This is a genomic window from Alteromonas sp. AMM-1 (assembly GCF_047290655.1).
GTDB lineage: Bacteria > Pseudomonadota > Gammaproteobacteria > Enterobacterales > Alteromonadaceae > Alteromonas > Alteromonas mangrovi.
On sequence record NZ_JBLBUE010000030.1, the window covers coordinates 17,866 to 32,478 of the forward strand.

The following is a 14,613-nucleotide window of genomic DNA, read 5'->3' on the forward strand; positions in this document are numbered from 1 at the left end:
GCCGGTATGAACGTCGATCAGACTCTTTGCTTGTTGAATGCCACTTGCTTATTACGTGGCAATGTAATAACCAGCGAATGACGATATTAAAACAGGAAACTTATGGCTGGCCTTAAACGCATTATTCTTATTGATACCCATTTGCCAGGTGTTGTAGAACTCAAACTAGATGGACACACCAACATATGCGGTACAAACGCCTCCGGAAAAACAACACTACAGCGACTGATCCCCGTTTTTTATGGCGAATATCCCAGTCGGGTAGTACCTGCCACCCGCGATAGTTTTGAACGCTGGTACTTACCGCGGACGTCTTCTTTTATCATTTATGAATATACCCGTTCCGAAGGCGATTTGTGTCAGGCCGTGCTCACATCCAATGGCACCGGCGTAAACTACCGCTTTATTGCCAAACCTTTTTCCCTTGACGATTATCTATTTGAGCAAAAGAACGGCAAGCATGCCTCATTGTCGAGCACTGAAGTAGCGCGGGCAATGAAACGCAACAACATTATTGTATCCAGCTTGCTCACCACCAAAGATTTCCGTGCGGTATTGCAAAACGATCAGGGGGTACTGAATCAAAGCAGCAGTACGCGTGAATTACTGGGCTACGCCAAAGTATTCAGCTTAAGTCAGCCGTCAGAACATTTGCGCCATATCGAGAAACTGGCCAAAGCCGTGCATTCCAAAGAAGGTAAGATGGAAACCATCAAGGCGATGATTGCTGCTATTCTGGAAGAAGACGGCGTTCAGCCACCGGTGTCCAGTTTGTCGCGAAATCGCGTTGATGATTGGATCCGGGAATGTCATTTAATTCGCGCCTTCGACAAGATTCGCCCGGAGTTTACGCGACTAGAACAAGCCGACCTCGCGCTGCAGGAAGCGGAATCTGCGTTAAGCGAATTAAAGCACGCTTTTGAGCTTGATAAGTCTCAGTTAACTGCTCGGGTTGAAACCGGGCGTCAGCAATTGGACGATGTACTTCACGAGCGCAAGGTGAATGATAATCACTGGAGTGAGCGTCGCGATGAGTTAAACCTGCAAATTTCAGGATCGCGTGCCGACGTTGAAAAATACACGGCAGAGCTGGACGCGGTAGAGCGTGAGTTTGAACACTGGCAGGAACAGGACATTGAACAACTGAAAGAAGACGTTGCTAAATTACCACAATGGCAGCGTGATCTGGAGTTGCTATCCAGCCGGTATACGTTGGTCACCGAACAGCATCAGGATATTGAGTCAACGTATAACCGCCGTTTAGCGGAGATGGGCGAGAAAACCTCTGAACAACTGGACGAGCTGGCTGCAGTTCGTCAGGAAGCGCAGGAAAAACGGGCTACTCAACAACAAAGTGAGCGCGACGCCTTACAAGGAATAAAAGAAGATTACGCGCAGCAAATTGCGGCGTTAACTGAAACCTATCAAACCCGTCTGAATGCCCTTAAAGTTGCGGAAGCGGAGTGTAAAGCTGCGTTAAACAACGCCGGTTATAATGAATTTGAGCAATCGCAGTTGGAATTGCTGGATGCGGCGGTGAAAGAAGCCAGCGTGCATGAAGATACGGTGCGGGCACAACACCGTCAAACTCAGACTGCATACCAAAAAGCCGTACAGGCGCGTGAAAGTGCTAATCAGATGCTGGAAAAAGCGCGTACTCAGTACCGCAAAGCAGAGCAGCGCGTGGCGGATGTCAATGCGCTGTTGTACCCGGGCGAAGGGTCATTACTGGAGTTTTTGCGCGCCAATATTGATAATTGGGAAGGGTCGGTAGGTAAATTGATCCGTCCGGAACTGTTGGAACGCACAGATCTGGCACCCAAAGCGGGTGCAGACAATGCCTCTTTCTTTGGCGTTGAGTTGTCACTCGATACCATGGAAGCGCCTGAATACGCCCAAACAGAGCAAAATTTAAAGCAAGCACTGGCCGAGGCTGAACAGCAACTTTCCAATGCATCAGAAGTACAAAACACCGCTGAAACTGAGTTAGCAAAAGGCAACGAAGCAGTGCGGGTTGCAGAGTTAGCTGTTACCAAGCAAGACAACGCTGTTCGCAGTGCAGAAGCTGCCCGCAAACGCGCGAATCAGGACAAGGAAGCCGTACTGAGTGAATATCAACACGCGTTGAAAGAACGCAAGCAGCAAGCTCGTAGTCAGTTGGAAAACAATCAGCAGGCTCAGAAAAAGCTGTCTGCGCAATTTGAACTCGACCGTGACGAAGTCAAAGATCAGCAACGCGAAGCCGAAACGGAGCACAGTTTTCACTGGCAACAACTGATTGCCGATAGCGATGCGCGCATTGCGCAGATTGAAGGTGAAATTAAACGCGTTCGTCAGTCAGCCGACAAAGACAAGCAGGAAATGGCGCGTTGGCTGGAAAATGAACTGAATCAGCGCGGGGTAGACGTAGATGAAATCGGCAAGCTCAAGAAAGAGCTTAAAGCGCTAAAAGAATCCATTTATCGCACCGAAACTCATCGCCATAAAGTCACCGACTACGAGCGCTGGTATCAAACCGTGTTCACGGGCCACAAAGTTACCTGGCAACAAGGCCTGAATAAAGCCCGTAAAGTGCTGAGCGACGCAGAGCGTGAACTTACTCAATTGCAAAACGAATACCGTGAACGCAGGGACAGCCTAAAGACGTTACAGGCTGATTTGGAGAAAACGACGTCCACTGCTGCAGAGCAGTTAACCCAGGTAGATACGTTGAGTAAAACCCTGGCTAAACACAGCCTGCCAAAAACTGAAGCAAGCGAGCAGTGGCAACACGACGAGCTGAGCATTACACAGCGCCTGTCACGCGCACAGGGTTTGCTTAAAGAACGCGATGAGTTGCTTAGCGATGTACGCAACTATGTTGAACGATTTGATCAATTGATTGCGGCACAAGCCGGTACCGGGTTATCGGACACCTGGGAGCGTGCCCGCGAAGAATGTGCGGTAATAAACGCACACGGTGTTAAAGGCGTAGATCACCGCAGAATGGTGACTCACCTGGCCCAGCTGCTCAATGTGATTGTGCCGCAGAAAATGCAGGGTCTGCGCGAGCAGGGGCGTATCTTTGGTGCCGATTTAAGTCAGTACTATTTTGTACTGGCCGACATCGATAAGCGCATAGTGAGCCAGAGCCGCCGTATCTCTAAAGAGGTTGACGGTGAATTGTTCCTCGATGGTGTTTCTGACTCTGCCGTTAAAATTCGTTCGCGTATCAGTGAGCTGGAATTCTGGCCGGAACTGGAACGTTTCAGGGCGTTGTACGATCAATGGATGGATGATGGTGCTCACGAATTACCGGATGACGATTATGGACAAAGCATGCGAACCGTGCTGGATATTCTTGGTCGTGCAGCATTAACGGGTGGGATCAGCAAGCTGCTGGACATTGAACTGCACTTGCGCGAAGGCAACAGCGATTTGATCATTCGTACCGACCGCCAGTTAAATGAGTCGTCCAGCCACGGCATGGCGTATCTGATTTTGTGTAAATTCCTGCTGGCCTTTACCCGATTATTGCGCGGCGGTGCCGATGTGATCATTCACTGGCCCATCGATGAATTGGGTACGTTGCACCAAAGCAACGTGAAGAAAATATTCGACGCTTGTCAGAGCAACAATATCAGTGTGGTTGGCGCATTCCCCAACCCCGAGTCCGATGTACTGAAACTGTTTGAAAATCGCTACTTGATCGACAAGGTAAGTAAACAATTGCAGGTGGTTCAGCCTAAAACCAGTGATTTATCCGCCAGAATTCAGGCCCGTAAGCAACAACAGGAGGTATCAGCATGATGACAGAACAAGGCCGCGTGCTGAGCAAATTGTTGGAAGGGCAGTTTATTTGTCAGGTGAGTGACGAAGATGGCTGGCGTTATTTAAAGAGTCGCGACAATGCGGCCAAGGTTGAACCGCATTTAAATATTTTAAATCGAACGCTGGCTACTACAGGTGAAGGCGACGTGTTTTTTGCTGCATACCTGACGCTTGGCGAGTCTGAGCGGAAGATATTGTTGCAGCAGTTTCAGGAAACCACCTCTGGTCTGGTGCCGCTGGTTGAATGGCTGCTGCTGGTTCAGCAAGCCAGCGAAAGCGACCGTCCGTTGATCATGGGTAACGCTATTCGTTTGAATGAAGTGCAAACAGTGATTGAAGACACGCCGGCTTATGCAGAACAACTGGAGAAAATTTCGCGCTACCGCTTGTTTGGTTCAACCAGCGTGAACGTAGATGGTCAGTTAAAGCAGGTTTTCAAACGCCTTACCGATTTGGGTTACCTGATGAAGCCGAACCCAGATAAGCAGATTTATATTGCAACGGGTAAGGTTGAACACTTGTATGAAGTGATTCGCTTTATCGACGAAACAGAATCACTGTCGTTGTCGGAGCAGGCTGAAGCGGCTATTCAACAGGGAAGTCTGTTATGAGTCAGGTGCTTATCCAGGCGGGCACCCGGCTACTGAATGCGTTGGGGCGTCATAGTGATCTCATTATGCATGCCTATGTAAACGGGGTGGTTGATGAAGCTGCGCACAGTAAAAAGATACTCGATCAACTGGTGCAACTGGGGATCTTGTGGCGGCCTGATCCACAGAGCGCATTGCGTTTGAAAAGTGCCGTGCGAACCCTGTTGGAGAGTGGTCTGCAGGATGAACGAAATCGCAATATCGACGCCAATGTTGGCTCGGCCCTCGCGAGTTTAAAAACGCTGGCAGAGCACTATAAAGAAGCCTTGCATTACAACCGCTTTAACGAAGCGCATGCGTACATGACAGATCTCACTGAGCATGTGTATCAACTGACTGAATCACTGGCTAACAGTGCGCGGGTGATGTTCAGCCGCATCAACAACGAATTCGGTTATGTGTCCTCGGTGGAAGCAAAAATTCGTGAAAACGAGCTTGCGCAGGGGCAGGTGTCAGAATTGCTGAATCAACTGGAGTGTTTTCGTTTTGACGAGCTTAGCGAAATTGCGGGTGGCAACAGAGAATTGCGCCATTTGCTGGTAGTTGCGCTACAGCAAAGTTTTTCGAAGGCTACTCAGGAATTATCGGTCGCACAGGCACGCTTAATTGATTTGTTAGGGCGTTTCCGGGAGTTTCAGGGGCGGACACGTCTGCTCAAAGGCTTTTTATTACACATGGATCAACAGCCTGATTTTACACCGGGTAACTATCCTAATCTAACCCATGTCCCCATTCTGTTTAATCAGGCAGCGCCGCTTATTCAGCCAGCCAGTGTGGATGTGAATCAGGTATCACATGAGCAGGAATTGCAGCAGCTTGTGGGGGCATTGAGCTCGGTATATCGCAGAAAGCCGGTACTTACAGTCGATCAGAAAAATACCGAAATTCAGGTGAGTGCCCAGCAGCAGGTTGAATTAACCCTCGATCCGCTGCAGCAAGCGGTGGATGAGTACTTTTGTGAAGTCATTGATTCCGGACAATCCATGTCAGCACTTGAATTTTATAGCGCGCAATCGCTGGCGTTTGATCCTGAAGTGTGGATTTATCAGGTCATCGGCGGTTATCAAGGCTTACAGGATGAAGACAAGCAGTTTTTTGCTATCGACACACTGGGCGAGCCCGACAAAGTGTTTAACGGTAATTTTATCATCAGTGATGTGATGGTTGGACTCAGGTAACACATTGAATCGCACGGTAGAACAGGCCATGTTTATCGTTAAAATGGCCTTTGCAAGCGATGAAAATTAAAAAAACGTTAACCTTTGGTTTACATTTGCGGCTATAATGAAAGCAGTTGTCATTGGCTGGATGCCGATAGAAATAGCTGGAGTTATTATGCAATTATCTACACATCAACAATACCAGGAAGCACTGATAAAAATGGCGGTTTTGTTTTATCAGGTAGATGGCAAAATCACCCTCACCGAGCAAGATTACCTTGATGAGTTGCTTGAGTCACTGAACTGGGAAAGCCCGATTAGTCGCGATGCATTCGTAAACGATGTGATTTATCAAACCCGAACGGCCATTGATGCCGGAGAAGCATCTGACGTACTCAAGTCTCTGCAACCGCAACTGGTAATGGACGCCAGCCGCGCTGTAGAGGTTGCAACCGTGATGACTGGCGTGGACGGTGAGCGCAGTGATGAAGAAACAGAACTGCTGAGTTTATTAACGCACAAGTTGCTGGCTAAGGCGCTTACCGAAACGGTATCGTAACGTTAATGGCATACCAATCATCTATGCGGATTGGTATTTGTTATTACCCTCCAAAAAATTACTTTTAAGTCTGCCACCCTTTGGTAACCCTGTGGTAGGCTTTGTTGCGTCTGTTAGTCAATCAGGAAGTGATATGCGAATTTGGATCTGTGTATTTATTGCGTTGTTTAGTGTTTCTGCAAAAGCGGCAGAGCCCGCCATGGAAAAAGCCATGCTGGTTGCTCAGGCACTAGGCGGCGAAGCATCAAAAGAAATGCTCATTGCGCAGTTTAAACACAATACAGGCGCGGCTTTAAGCCGTTTTCAGATCACCACTGAAGAAAGACCGCTGGTTGAGCAATTTATGCGAGAATTAGACACCATTTTACGCAATAAACTAAATGAGCCTGCGCTGAACAACGCTATCGCTAACATCTATTTGACCCATTTTACCGAACAGGAAATGGATCAGATCCTCGCTTTCTACCATTCGCCTATCGGGCAGAAAATGCGCAGCCAATCCCAGCCGTTAAGTGATGCTTTCAGGGAGCAGTTGGTCTCGCACATGAGAGGTGCCGTGCCGGAGCTGGAAAAGCTGTCCGCCGATTTAAAAAATACGTTGGAAGCCGGACGCCGCGCTAAATCTTCAGACTAATCAAGGCGCGTCTGGAATGAGCGTGATGGTATGCCAACGGGTTGTTAAAGCCGTGCTTAACGTGTGCGGATGGGTTGGGCTTGCGGTGTTGGTTGGCATTGGCTGGCTTACCGGTTGCCAGTCTTTGAGGTCTCCACCGTTTAACGCAGACTCAACGGTATTACCAACCGATGTATCCCCATTTTCGGCTTATCAGTCGGCAATAAAGTCGTGGCTGATGGCTCATCGTCACCCGGTTAAATTTGATTTACACACCGAAGCAGAACTTAACACCCCCTTTGAGTGCGGAGAGGGTAGCAGTAAGGGTATTTTGCTGGTTCATGGTTTGGGTGATTCGCCTTATTTCTTTACTGATATCAGCAAACCGTTGTGCGATCGAGGATATTGGGTTCGAACATTATTATTGCCCGGTCACGGTTCTCAGCCTGGTGACATGTTAAATGCCACGTATCAATTGTGGCAACATACGGTGGATGTGCAGGTTGATGCGTTCGCTCAAAACGTAGATACCCTGTATTTGGGGGGATTTTCTACCGGCGCGAATCTGGTGACTGTAACTGCGTCTAAACGCAACGACGTCGCCGGTTTGTTACTGTTTTCGCCGGCTATGTTACCGCGATTTTTTGTTACGCGTTTCGCCCCTTGGTTTACCGGGATCACCCCCTGGCCTAATGTTGAACCTGAAGACAATCCAGCCCGGTATAATTCCATCGCCATGCAGGGATTTGCAGCATATCAGGGCAGTGTGAATGCCGTGCAAAAGGTATTTGCAACACACATACTGCAATTACCTTATTTTGCTGTATTGGCCGAAGGTGACAGTGTTGTTGATGTAAAGGGGGTTGCGTTGCAGTTAGCTGAACATGTTGACCATCCGCAAAATATGCTGGTGTGGATGGGCTCTCCGCAAAATGCGCCGCTTAGCGCGTATGTACAGCCATTTCCATTGGAGCAGCAACGCATTCTGGCAGCCTCGCATATGAGCATGTTGTTCAGCTCTCATAATGCGCTGTACGGGCCTAATGGCAGCGTCAGGATTTGCGATAACGGGCAGCCTGCTGATATTGAAAAGCAGTGTCATGACGCATTGCCTGATGCTTTATGGTATGGCCCATGGGGGCAGGAAGGGGATGGGCGAATCGTTACCCGACTCACTTTTAACCCCTATTTTGATGATATGATGATGCAATTACATGCATTTTTGAAACACACCGGTCAGGCTGATTAATCTGACCGATGTGTCTTGTTTAGGCAGTTGTATTTTCGCAACTGTCATTCCGTCGCTACACTTCCGCTGCTTCAAGTTCTTGTTCTAACTGACGGGTTTCGTCGGCCCGGGGCTTAGTAAACCTTGCCAGTCCAAGGTAGATAACCGGTGTAAGATACAAGGTAAACACCACAGCGATGCCAAGCCCACCGAATACCACCCATCCAATCGCATTGCGCGCTTCCGAACCGGCTCCTGTAGACAAAATCAATGGAAGTCCACCCAGAATAGTCGATACCAATGTCATCATGATGGGGCGTAAGCGCACACGGCCAGCTTCTACAATAGCGTCGTACACGGCATAACCCCGGTCGCGCAACTGGTCGGCAAATTCAACCAACAGGATTGCGTTCTTTGCCAATAAGCCAATTAACATCACCAGTCCAATTTGTGAATACACATTAATGGTGGTGCCTGTAATGTATAGGGCATATACCGCGGCAGCGATACCAAAGGGGACGGTGAGCATTACCACTACCGCGCTGTTAACGCTTTCAAACTGTGCCGCGAGCACTAAAAACACGATCACAAATGCCAGTACATAGGTTAAGGCAACTTGCTGGGAAGTTTCTTCAAAGGTTTGTGCCTCACCGAGGAAAATCATGCCAATGCCGTCGGGTAATACATCCTGACCAATAGCTCGCAGGCGTTCAACGGCATCGTTAATAGCAATGGTCTCGGGTAGGTCCATCGCCACTTTAATCGCACGGCGCTGAGCCTGACGCTCAAGCTCTGCCGCTACACCTTCTTCAGTGATATAGGCCACGCTGGACAAGGGTACCAGACTGCCGTTGTCAGACTTCACGTACAGGTTAGTTAAGTCAGAAGGATTGCTGGTACTGCGGTTACTGGTTTGCAAAATGATTGGAATGGCCTGATCACCCACATTCAAATCCACCACATCATTGCCTGCAATAGCCGCTCGTAACGTGGCTGATATATCACTTAGCGGTACACCGAGTTCTTCAGCGCGACGGCGGTCAATATTTACCCGCAATTGCGGTTGCGTTGGTTCATAACTGATTTGCGGTGTACCCAATTCAGGTACTCGGTTTTCAATTTCCCTGGCAAATATCACGGCAGCGTTGTAGATCCGTTCGTAGGTGTCTCCGGTTAACGCCAGTTCAAGTCCACCGCCCTGGCCACGTAGGTTAAGACTGTTGCCACCAAAAGCGTTACCCGGCGCACCTGGCACTGATTGCAATGCAGGGCGGATTTCGCCAACGATGTCCTGCAGTGATTTGTCGCGTTCATCCCAGTGTTTCAGGTTTGCTGTGATAAATACAATATTGGGGTCCCATTGGCCTACCACTGTATAAATGGATTCGATCGTGTCGTTTTCCACATAGGGCATTAGCACGTTTTCCATGGCTATAGCCTGGCGATCCATAAAATTAAGGCCTACGCCATCAGGCCCCCGCGCGAATATGCGGATCGTACCGCGATCTTCGCTGGGCAATAATTCGTTGTCGATTGCCTGTATCGTAAAGTAGGCGCCAAGGGCAGCCAGAACGGAACACAATACAATCCACCAGGCATATTTGAGCGACCACAACAGGCTGCGTTGATAACCTGTTAAGCACACCAGGCCTGCTTTCCCCAGTGTTTTGTCGAACAACCCTTGCTTCGCCCCCGGTTTTTTTACCGGCAGTCGGGCGGTGAGTGCCGGTACCAGTGATAACGCAACGAACGAGGAAATGATCACTGAACCTGCCAGCACACCACCGAATTCACGGAACAAGCGGCCTGCCGTAGAGGGCAGGAACGCAATGGGAATGAATACGGATGCCAGTACGGCGGTAGTGGCCACTACCGCAAAGAATACTTCGCGGGTACCAATCACGGCGGCGGCACGCGCGCCTAGGCCCATAGTACGTCTGCGTTGAATGTTTTCAGATACGACAATCGCATCGTCAACAATCATGCCTGTTGCCAGTACCAAGGCCAGAAGCGTGAGTATGTTAACGGAAAAGCCCAACAGCCAGATTATTGCCAGTGCGCCAGTAAGTGATACCGGGATCGATAGGGCAGGTACAATGGTAGCGCGCCAGGAGCCGATAAATACGAGTAAGGTAAATACCACCAGGGCAATGGTAAGCGCCAGTGAAAATGCCACTTCTTCAACCGAGTCGCGAATAAATTCGGCATCGTCAGAGGTAACAACAATGTGCATATCCGGGAAACGTTTATCCAGACTAGCCACCATTGCCAGTACTTCGTCTGAAATTTCAATGGTATTGGAGCTGGCCTGGCGAATAATACCTACTCCCAATACGGGTGTACCGTCGAGACGCACCACACTGCTGGAGTCAGCCGGGCCAAAATACACACTGGCCACGTCGCCAATGCGGGTATCGCCGCTGATGATAATGTTTTTCACGTCATCAGCAGTGATGGAAGTTGCGTCTGCACGCACAATGAGCATTTGGTCGCTCGATTGAATACTCCCGGCCGGCACATCAAAGGGGGCTAATCGCAATACATTGGCCACATCGGTCATCGACAGGCCAAAGCTGGTCAGGCGCAAAGGATCAACAGACACGCGCAACACGCGCTCGCGATCGCCATTTAAACGCACATCCGCAACACCGGGAATGCTGAGGAATAAAGGCGCAAGGTCGGTATCGACTTTCTCGGTGAGGGTTTCCAGATCAAGTGAATCACTCCACACTGCCAGGCTAACTACCGCCTGCGCATCGTTGTCTGCTTTTATGATCGATAGCTGTTCCACATCGTCAGGTAATTGGCGCTGCACGCGGCTCACTGATTCGCGGGTTTCGTTGGCCGCGTCCTCCAAATTAATACCGGGGCGAAATTCAACCCGAACCCTGGCGGAGTTTTCTTCACTTTGGGCATAGATATTCTTTACACCGCTTACGCGCGCCACTGCCCCTTCTAAATGTGCGGTAACTTCGGCATCCACCGTTTCAGGCGAGGCGCCGGGAAACTGTGCCGTAACGGTAATGGTAGGGGTGTCCACGTCGGGCAATTCCCGTACTTCGAGCCCATTCAGGGCAGCGTAGCCTGCAATAGCAATGAGCAGGTTGAGTACAATGATCAGTACCGGACGGCGAATCGCCAGTGAGGGTAAGTCATTGATCGCCTGATTGAGGTTACTCATTGGCATTTCCTCGTGCCAGTGAGGTGGTGACTTCCTGACCTTCGCGCAGACGCTGTATGCCTTCGGCTATCAGTAAATCTCCTTCACCCAGTTCTCCCGACACTAAAATAGTGCCGCGCAGGCGCTGATGCACGTTCACGTCTACGCGCTTGGCTTTGCCTTCTACTGCTTTATAGATATATGCGCCAGTCGCACCCCATAGTAAAGCCGATTCAGGGATTGCTGCGAAGCGTTCACCGTGCAGTGTCAGATTGACTCTGAAACTCATGCCCGGACGATATTGATCGTTGGTGTTGTCCAGCAATGCCCGTGCTGCCATTGTGCGGTCGGTGGTACTGATACGAGAATCGAGCTGGGCAATTTTTGCGGTGAGGCTGATGTCGCGGTTAGACCAGGGTTGTAATTCAACGGTAGACTCGCTTTGCAATAAATCTACTGACGATTCCGGCGCCCGGAAATTGACATAAAGGGCACTGCGATCGTCCAGCGTGGTTACCGGGGTGGTGGTGGTAATGCGATCACCTACTTCAACGTCGGTGAGGCCAACGAACCCGCTAAATGGGGCAACAATACTGCGATCGGCTAAATCGGCTTTGGCTTCATTGAGGGTGACTTTAGCCAAATCCCGGGTTGTGGTAGCCAGGTCGATATCGCTTTGTGCTACCGCTCCACGGGACTGGCTGTCAATGAGTCGCTGTAACGCGCGCTCGGCTTCCTTCAACTGAATTTCTGCACGTTGAACGGCAACTAGCTGGCGTCGATCGTCCAGTGTTAACAATACATCGCCTTTATTGACTTTTTGCCCGGGTTTGAAGTTGACGGCGGTGACTTCATCGGCAACCGCCGGATACAGGGTTACGGCTCTTATAGCTTCTGCAGTACCCACGGCCTGCACCGTATTTTGTTCGTGTTGGAATTCGATTTTATTGAGTACCACCAGCTTAGGGCGATTTCCGCCGCCCCAGCTTTGAGCATGAGCAGGCGTCTGAGCGAGACTCAGGCCCAGAACTAAGAATAAAGGCGTTGTTATTGTTTTAAGTGTTCGCATGTTGTGTCCATGGATGTAGCGATCAGACATTCACCTGATCAACAAAATTAGTCATCAAATAATAATGCGTATTATTACTAACGAAGCTATTGGTCTCTAGTCCATCAGTTGTAGTTCAGCGTATTCACGATACAGAGTGTCGTTTTTCATGAGTTCGGCATGGGTACCGGCATTGCGTATGGCACCATTTTCCATCACCAGAATTCTATTGGTCATTTGTACTGTCGCAAGGCGGTGGGCGATCACTAACGTGGTGCGGCCTTTAATTAAGTTACTGAGTGCCTGTTGTACCTTGTGTTCGCTTACGGCATCCAGCGCGCTGGTGGCCTCATCCAGCAGCAGAATAGGGCGGTTGGCAAGAATGGCGCGGGCTATGGCAATACGCTGGCGCTGACCGCCGGATAGCTTTACACCGCGCTCGCCTAATTCGGTTGCGTAACCGCGAGACAATTGCAGAATGAATTCATCGGCAAACGCCTGCTGTGCCGCCAGTGTAACTTCCTCGTCGCTGGCCCCTGGCCTGCCATACCGAATATTATCGGCTACCGTAGCAGCAAAAATAACCGGCTCCTGCGGCACTAAAGCAATGTGCTCGCGCAAACTCTGTAACGAGAGGTCGTTAATATTGTGCTGATTAATGGTAATACTACCGCCGCTGATTTGGTAAAAACGCAGTAGCAGTTGAAACAGTGTTGACTTACCCGCGCCACTGGGACCAACCAGTGCAACACACTCGCCAGGTTGAATGGTTAACGTAAGCTCATTAAAGAGTGGTACAGCGGGGCTGTAGCTAAACGCTACCTGGTTAAACTGAATAGCCGGTGGCTCATGACATATCTCAGCGTGAACATTGCCACCTGCATTCTCCGGCTTGGTGCCAAGCAATTCGAGGAGTCGTTCACTGGCTCCTACACCACGCTGAATTTCTCCTAACACTTCGCTGATAGTCGCAATACTGCTACCGGCGAACACGGCGTAAAACAAAAAGGCGGATAACTGACCTGCGGATATTTCCCCGGTTAACACCTGGCGGATGCCCAGCCAGCCAATGCCAATGATAGATAGCATACTCACCAGCATGATGATGCCAATCAGCATTGAACGAAAATGGATGCGAATTGAAGCAGCGTCCAGCGCCGAATGTACAGTGTTGGTAAACTTGTTGCGTTCAGCCTGTTCCGCGGTAAAAGCCTGCACAACCATGATTTCATGAAGGGTTTCATCAACCTGAGCACCAATATCGGCTATCCGGTCCTGACTTAATCGCGAATAGGTTCTTACTTTCGGTGCAATGAGTCGCAAAGGCACCAGAATCAGTGGCACCGCACCCAGCACACATAGCGTCAGCAGCGGACTGGTAATGGCCATGAGAATGAGTGCACCAACGAACCCAATAACAGAGCGAATGGCCATGGATAAGCTCATGCCCACCACGGTTTGAATTACGGCGGTATCGTTGGTAAACCGCGATATCACTTCACCGGTACGGGTTTCGGCAAAAAAGCCCGGCGGTAGCGATAACAAATGGTTGTACACATTAATACGAATGTCAGCACTAATACGCTCGCCCAACCACGTCATCAGGTAAAACCGAAAGTAGGTCGCCAGACAACCCAGCACTGTAAACGCCAGTACCCAGCCAATGGCGGTATTAAGCGAATTGAGCTTGTCAGCGTTCATGCCCTCATCAACGGTAAGCTTTATGCCTTGTCCCAATAACAGCCAGGCTGAGGCAGCAATAAAAAGTGCCAGGAGGGCCAGCGCAACGTGTTTTTTGTAGGGAGCCAGTAAACCCAGTAGCCAGCTAAGGACGTCTTCTGTTGTGATCAAGTGAACCTCTGATTGGTCGTTTTGAAATGCACGGAATGCGGTTGATAGAAGAGCCACATTCCGTACGTAATCATACCTTGAAAACGGCGTACCGATCACGTTTCTGCCAGTGATAGGAGGCGAAAGGGGCCCCTGTTCGGACGAATTAGCCACTGTAATAGGAAAAACGTAAACACAATCACGCTTTTATCGTGCTTTAAACTTGCAATTTGTTGTTGGATACGTATAATTCCGCGGCCTTTCGCCTTGTACGTTGTGTATACAACTGGGGCAAAGGTTAAGTTAACGGTAACGCTACAACGAGTTTGAGGCATTTATGGTTACTATTCGTTTACAGCGTGGTGGCGCCAAAAAGCGTCCATTTTATCAAGTAGTGGTGGCTGACAGCCGTCGTGCAAGAAACGGTCGTTTCATTGAAAACGTAGGTTTCTTCAACCCAACTGCACAAGGTCAGGCAGAGCGTCTGCGTTTAGACCTGGAACGTGTGGAGTACTGGGTTGGTGTTGGCGCCAGTTTATCTGAGCGCGTTAACAG

Annotated in this window: 10 protein-coding genes; 7 read left to right on the forward strand and 3 right to left on the reverse strand. The window is 49.7% G+C overall.

The genetic code is table 11. From position 1 onward, the window contains the following. Positions 1–102 precede the first annotated feature (102 nt). The 6 genes from ACLR2L_RS07905 to ACLR2L_RS07930 all read left to right on the forward strand — a co-directional run bounded on the left by ACLR2L_RS07905 (position 103) and on the right by ACLR2L_RS07930 (position 8,041). Positions 103–3,789, forward strand: a complete 3,687-nt coding sequence (locus ACLR2L_RS07905) for an ATP-binding protein (protein ID WP_413367192.1) — start codon at positions 103–105, stop codon at positions 3,787–3,789. After that, on the forward strand, positions 3,786–4,421 hold the full coding sequence (locus ACLR2L_RS07910) for a hypothetical protein (RefSeq protein WP_413367194.1): 636 nt from the start codon (positions 3,786–3,788) through the stop codon (positions 4,419–4,421). Before ACLR2L_RS07905 ends, ACLR2L_RS07910 begins: the two co-directional genes overlap by 4 nt. Further along, a complete protein-coding gene (locus ACLR2L_RS07915) occupies positions 4,418–5,638 on the forward strand; it encodes a phosphoenolpyruvate carboxylase (protein WP_413367196.1) in 1,221 nt (406 codons plus the stop codon). Before ACLR2L_RS07910 ends, ACLR2L_RS07915 begins: the two co-directional genes overlap by 4 nt. A 157-nt stretch (positions 5,639–5,795) precedes the next feature. Continuing rightward, positions 5,796–6,179 carry a TerB family tellurite resistance protein gene (locus tag ACLR2L_RS07920; RefSeq protein ID WP_140955884.1) on the forward strand — a complete coding sequence of 128 codons (384 nt, stop codon included), beginning with the start codon at positions 5,796–5,798 and terminating at the stop codon, positions 6,177–6,179. Positions 6,180–6,312: 133 nt separating this feature from the next. Further along, positions 6,313–6,813 (forward strand): DUF2059 domain-containing protein, encoded by a 501-nt coding sequence (locus tag ACLR2L_RS07925; protein ID WP_140955883.1) that lies wholly within the window; start codon positions 6,313–6,315, stop codon positions 6,811–6,813. A gap of 16 nt (positions 6,814–6,829) precedes the next feature. Next, positions 6,830–8,041: an alpha/beta hydrolase gene (locus tag ACLR2L_RS07930; RefSeq protein WP_413367199.1), complete on the forward strand. Its 1,212-nt coding sequence runs from the start codon at positions 6,830–6,832 to the stop codon at positions 8,039–8,041. Positions 8,042–8,096: 55 nt separating this feature from the next. On the opposite strand, the gene ACLR2L_RS07935 is transcribed toward ACLR2L_RS07930, so the two are convergent. The 3 genes from ACLR2L_RS07935 to ACLR2L_RS07945 form a co-directional block, all read right to left on the reverse strand. After that, positions 8,097–11,207 (reverse strand): efflux RND transporter permease subunit, encoded by a 3,111-nt coding sequence (locus tag ACLR2L_RS07935; RefSeq protein WP_413367201.1) that lies wholly within the window; start codon positions 11,205–11,207, stop codon positions 8,097–8,099. After that, on the reverse strand, positions 11,194–12,249 hold the full coding sequence (locus tag ACLR2L_RS07940) for an efflux RND transporter periplasmic adaptor subunit (protein WP_413367203.1): 1,056 nt from the start codon (positions 12,247–12,249) through the stop codon (positions 11,194–11,196). The genes ACLR2L_RS07935 and ACLR2L_RS07940 overlap by 14 nt, the downstream gene beginning before the upstream one ends. Positions 12,250–12,345: 96 nt before the next feature. After that, entirely contained in the window at positions 12,346–14,079 is a 1,734-nt protein-coding gene (locus ACLR2L_RS07945; RefSeq protein ID WP_413367205.1) for an ABC transporter transmembrane domain-containing protein, read from the reverse strand. A gap of 316 nt (positions 14,080–14,395) precedes the next feature. Between ACLR2L_RS07945 and rpsP the strand changes: the two genes are divergently transcribed. Further along, positions 14,396–14,613: 30S ribosomal protein S16 (gene rpsP / locus ACLR2L_RS07950; RefSeq protein ID WP_413367207.1), on the forward strand; the 218-nt coding region annotated here is incomplete at its 3' end.

Excerpts from the sequence above, each read along its gene's own strand:
- ACLR2L_RS07905 (WP_413367192.1), top strand. The coding sequence starts at position 103 with ATGGCTGGCCTTAAACGCATTATTCTTATTGATACCCATTTGCCAGGT.
- ACLR2L_RS07910 (WP_413367194.1), top strand. The coding sequence starts at position 3,786 with ATGATGACAGAACAAGGCCGCGTGCTGAGCAAATTGTTGGAAGGGCAG.
- ACLR2L_RS07915 (WP_413367196.1), top strand. The coding sequence starts at position 4,418 with ATGAGTCAGGTGCTTATCCAGGCGGGCACCCGGCTACTGAATGCGTTG.
- ACLR2L_RS07920 (WP_140955884.1), top strand. The coding sequence starts at position 5,796 with ATGCAATTATCTACACATCAACAATACCAGGAAGCACTGATAAAAATG.
- ACLR2L_RS07925 (WP_140955883.1), top strand. The coding sequence starts at position 6,313 with ATGCGAATTTGGATCTGTGTATTTATTGCGTTGTTTAGTGTTTCTGCA.
- ACLR2L_RS07930 (WP_413367199.1), top strand. The coding sequence starts at position 6,830 with ATGAGCGTGATGGTATGCCAACGGGTTGTTAAAGCCGTGCTTAACGTG.
- ACLR2L_RS07935 (WP_413367201.1), bottom strand. The coding sequence starts at position 11,207 with ATGCCAATGAGTAACCTCAATCAGGCGATCAATGACTTACCCTCACTG.
- ACLR2L_RS07940 (WP_413367203.1), bottom strand. The coding sequence starts at position 12,249 with ATGCGAACACTTAAAACAATAACAACGCCTTTATTCTTAGTTCTGGGC.